The sequence below is a fragment of the Comamonas sp. genome, assembly GCF_036666375.1.
Classification (GTDB): domain Bacteria; phylum Pseudomonadota; class Gammaproteobacteria; order Burkholderiales; family Burkholderiaceae_C; genus Comamonas.
Genome location: NZ_JAVWWA010000076.1, coordinates 9980 through 13011, shown reverse-complemented (window position 1 = coordinate 13011; position 3032 = coordinate 9980). Strand labels below are relative to the sequence as shown.

Annotated in this window: 4 protein-coding genes; 2 read left to right on the top strand and 2 right to left on the bottom strand. The window is 67.2% G+C overall.

From position 1 onward, the window contains the following. Positions 1–808, bottom strand: an 808-nt coding sequence (locus RR928_RS17150) for a polyphenol oxidase family protein (protein ID WP_332683459.1), incomplete at its 3' end; no start/stop codon positions are given. Next, the gene (maiA, locus tag RR928_RS17145) at positions 805–1470 is read right to left on the bottom strand and encodes a maleylacetoacetate isomerase (RefSeq protein ID WP_332535777.1); all 666 of its coding nucleotides are present in this window, start codon (positions 1468–1470) and stop codon (positions 805–807) included. The genes maiA and RR928_RS17150, both read right to left, overlap by 4 nt. A gap of 169 nt (positions 1471–1639) precedes the next feature. Between maiA and RR928_RS17140 the strand changes: the two genes are divergently transcribed. Both RR928_RS17140 and RR928_RS17135 read left to right on the top strand, forming a co-directional pair. Continuing rightward, positions 1640–2335, top strand: a complete 696-nt coding sequence (locus tag RR928_RS17140) for a fumarylacetoacetate hydrolase family protein (protein ID WP_332547772.1) — start codon at positions 1640–1642, stop codon at positions 2333–2335. Between the two features lie 100 nt (positions 2336–2435). Further along, positions 2436–2987 carry an NUDIX hydrolase gene (locus RR928_RS17135; protein ID WP_332535779.1) on the top strand — a complete coding sequence of 184 codons (552 nt, stop codon included), beginning with the start codon at positions 2436–2438 and terminating at the stop codon, positions 2985–2987. Positions 2988–3032: the final 45 nt, after the last annotated feature.

Below are 3032 nucleotides of genomic sequence, written 5' to 3'. Positions count from 1 at the left end.
GCCGGGCGGCGTCGCGGCGGTGCGAGAAGAACGCTGAAGGGTTGCCCACGGTGCACCAGCGCGCGCTGGCGTCGTTGCCGTAGACCGCGCTGATGCCCAGCGATTGCAGGCGCTGGCGCGCCAGACCCGCAAGATCGGCCAGCCACTTGCCTGGCGCCTGGCCCGCGCGGAAATGCGCTGCGGCCTCGGGCCGGCCCTGGCACAGCGCGGCGCGCACTTCGTCGCCGACCTCGAATGCGTCCGGGCCTATGCAGGGGCCCAGCCAGGCCAGCGTCTGGCCCGCGACCTGGGAGGCATCGACACCGCTGATGGCACCCGCCTGCTGGGCAAATTGCGCAAAAACGTTTTCCAGCACGCCTTGCGGGCGGGCGCCGGCGCGCGCGCTGCCCGCAAGACTGCGCCAGCCCGCGTGCGCCGCGGCGACCACGCTGCCCTGGGTAGTCGTGAACAGTACCGGCAGGCAGTCGGCGACCATGATGGTGCAGGCCACGCCCGGCGTCGATGTCAGGCTCGCATCGGCGGCCAGTCCCTGGCCGGTTGCGGCGTCCAGCGCCAGCACGTCGCTGCCATGCACCTGGCGCAGGAACATCGCATGCGCGCCCGGCGTGCGCGTGCGCAGCGCGCTCTGCAGCCGGTTGCGGTTCTCGTAGACCGCATGTGCCGAATCGCCCACATGGTCGCCCAGGTTCAGCGAATCCCAGGGAGAGGCACTGACGCCGCCCGAGCGCGTGGTGCACAGCGCATGCACGCCCGGTGGCGCGGGCCAGTCGGGCCGCAGCCAGTCATCGAATGCGGGGGCAGCGCTCATTGGTGATCCGGGCAGGCGTCAGGATGGGACAGCTGGAACGCGGGCAAGGCGTTGCAGCGTTGGACAATCGCCGCGATGCGCGGCAGTTCGTCGAGCGTCAGGCCGAAACGCTGGGCGTTGAAGACCTGGGGAATGAGGCAGCAATCGGCCAGGCCGGGCGTGTCGCCCCAGCAGAAACTGGACTCGGCCAGACCCGCGGCGCGGCGCTCCTCGGCCAGCAGGCCCAACTGGCGCTCTATGGCGGCCAGGCCCGCGCCGGCCCAGTGCTGGTACCAGGTGGTCTTTTGTTCTTCCGAGACTTCCAGCGTGCGCACCAGGTACTTGAGCACGCGCAGATTGTTGAGCGGGTGGATCTCGCAGGCGACCATCTGCGCCAGCGCGCGCACATGGGCGCGGCCCAGTGCATCGGCGGGCAGCAAAGGCACGGCGGGCTGGGTCTCGTCGAGGTACTCGATGATGGCCATCGACTGCGTGAGCAACGGACCTGCGTCGAGTTCGAGCGCCGGCACCAGTGCATCGCCGACGCGATCGGCGTACTCGGCGGCGCGGTGGTCGCCGCGCAGCAGGTGCACGGGCACATAATCAAACGACAGGCCCTTGAGGTGCAGCGCGATGCGCACGCGGTAGGCGGCAGAGGAGCGGAAATAGGAATGCAGCTTCATGCCGCCCAGCATACCGCCAGCGGCGGGGCTTGCCCATGGCACAAGCGCTGAATCCTGTGCGGAAAAATCCACTCTTATATAAGATTGCTGCGCTGCGCATGGCACACTGCGCAGCTCAGGCTTGCGCAGGGCGCGGCTTGGCATTTACCTTCTTTCGTGAAAGATTCCCATGCGCTATGTATTCACACCCGCAGACGTCGCCAGCCTGCCCGTGGTGGGCAGCCCCGAACGTTTCCCCGTGCACCGCATCTATTGCGTAGGCCGCAACTACGAAGAACACGCCAAGGAAATGGGCTTCACCGGCCGCGAGCCGCCGTTCTTCTTCCTCAAGCCCGCCGACGCGCTGCTGCCGGTAGAAGCCGGCACCACGGGCGAGATGCCCTACCCCACGCTGACCAGCAATCTGCACCATGAAATCGAGCTGGTCGTGGCCATAGGCAAGGCCGGCAAGAACATCCGCGCCGCCGACGCCGCCGAATACATCTACGGCTACGCGCTGGGCCTGGACATGACGCGCCGCGACCTGCAAAACGAAATGAAGAAGCAGGGCCGCCCCTGGTGCATAGGCAAGGCGTTCGAGCACTCGGCCCCCATAGGCCCGATCACGCCCGTGGCCCAGGCCGGCGACGTGGAGAACGCTGCAATCGCACTGCAGGTCAACGGTGTCGACCGCCAGCGCAGCACGGTCGCCCAGCTGATCTGGAACATCGCTGAGACCATAGAGCATCTGTCGGCCGCATGGGAACTGCAGCCCGGCGACCTGATCATGACCGGCACGCCCGAAGGCGTGAGCGCCGTGGTGCGCGGCGACCTGCTCGAAGGCACGGTCGAAGGCCTGACACCGCTGTCGGTGCGCATCGTCTGATGTCACAGGGCCCCGCGCGGGGCTCGCCGGCGCCGCATTTCCTGCGCATTGCGCGCTGCGGACCGCGGCGCCCGGCTGATTTATTGCTTATATTCAGCCAATGATTTTTCGCAGCCCCATCCAGTTCTGCCGCAACTGTGGCACCGCCGTGGTCTACCGCATTCCCGACGACGGCGACACCCGGGAGCGAGCCGTCTGCCCCCACTGCCACACCATTCATTACGAGAACCCGCTCAATGTCGTGGGCACCATTCCGGTGATGGACGACGGCCGCGTGCTGCTGTGCAAGCGCAACATCGAGCCGCGCCGCGGCCTGTGGACCCTGCCCGCGGGTTTCATGGAGCTGGGCGAGACCACGGCCCAGGGTGCCGAGCGCGAGACCGACGAGGAAGCCGGCGCCGACATTGAAATGGGACCGCTCTACAGCCTGATCAGCGTACCGCGCGTGGGCCAGGTCCATCTGTTCTACCGCGCCCGCCTGCGTGCCGAGCAATGCTATCCCGGGCCCGAGACCATGGAAGTGCAGCTGTTCGCCGAGCAGGACATCCCCTGGGAAGACCTGGCGTTTCGCACCGTCAAGGAAACGCTGCAGCACTACTATGCCGACCGTGCGCGCGGCAGCTTCGGCATGCACTGCATTGATCTGAACTGAGGTTTCGCGACGGCAATAGAGCCGCTGTTCGTCTGCCGTTCGACA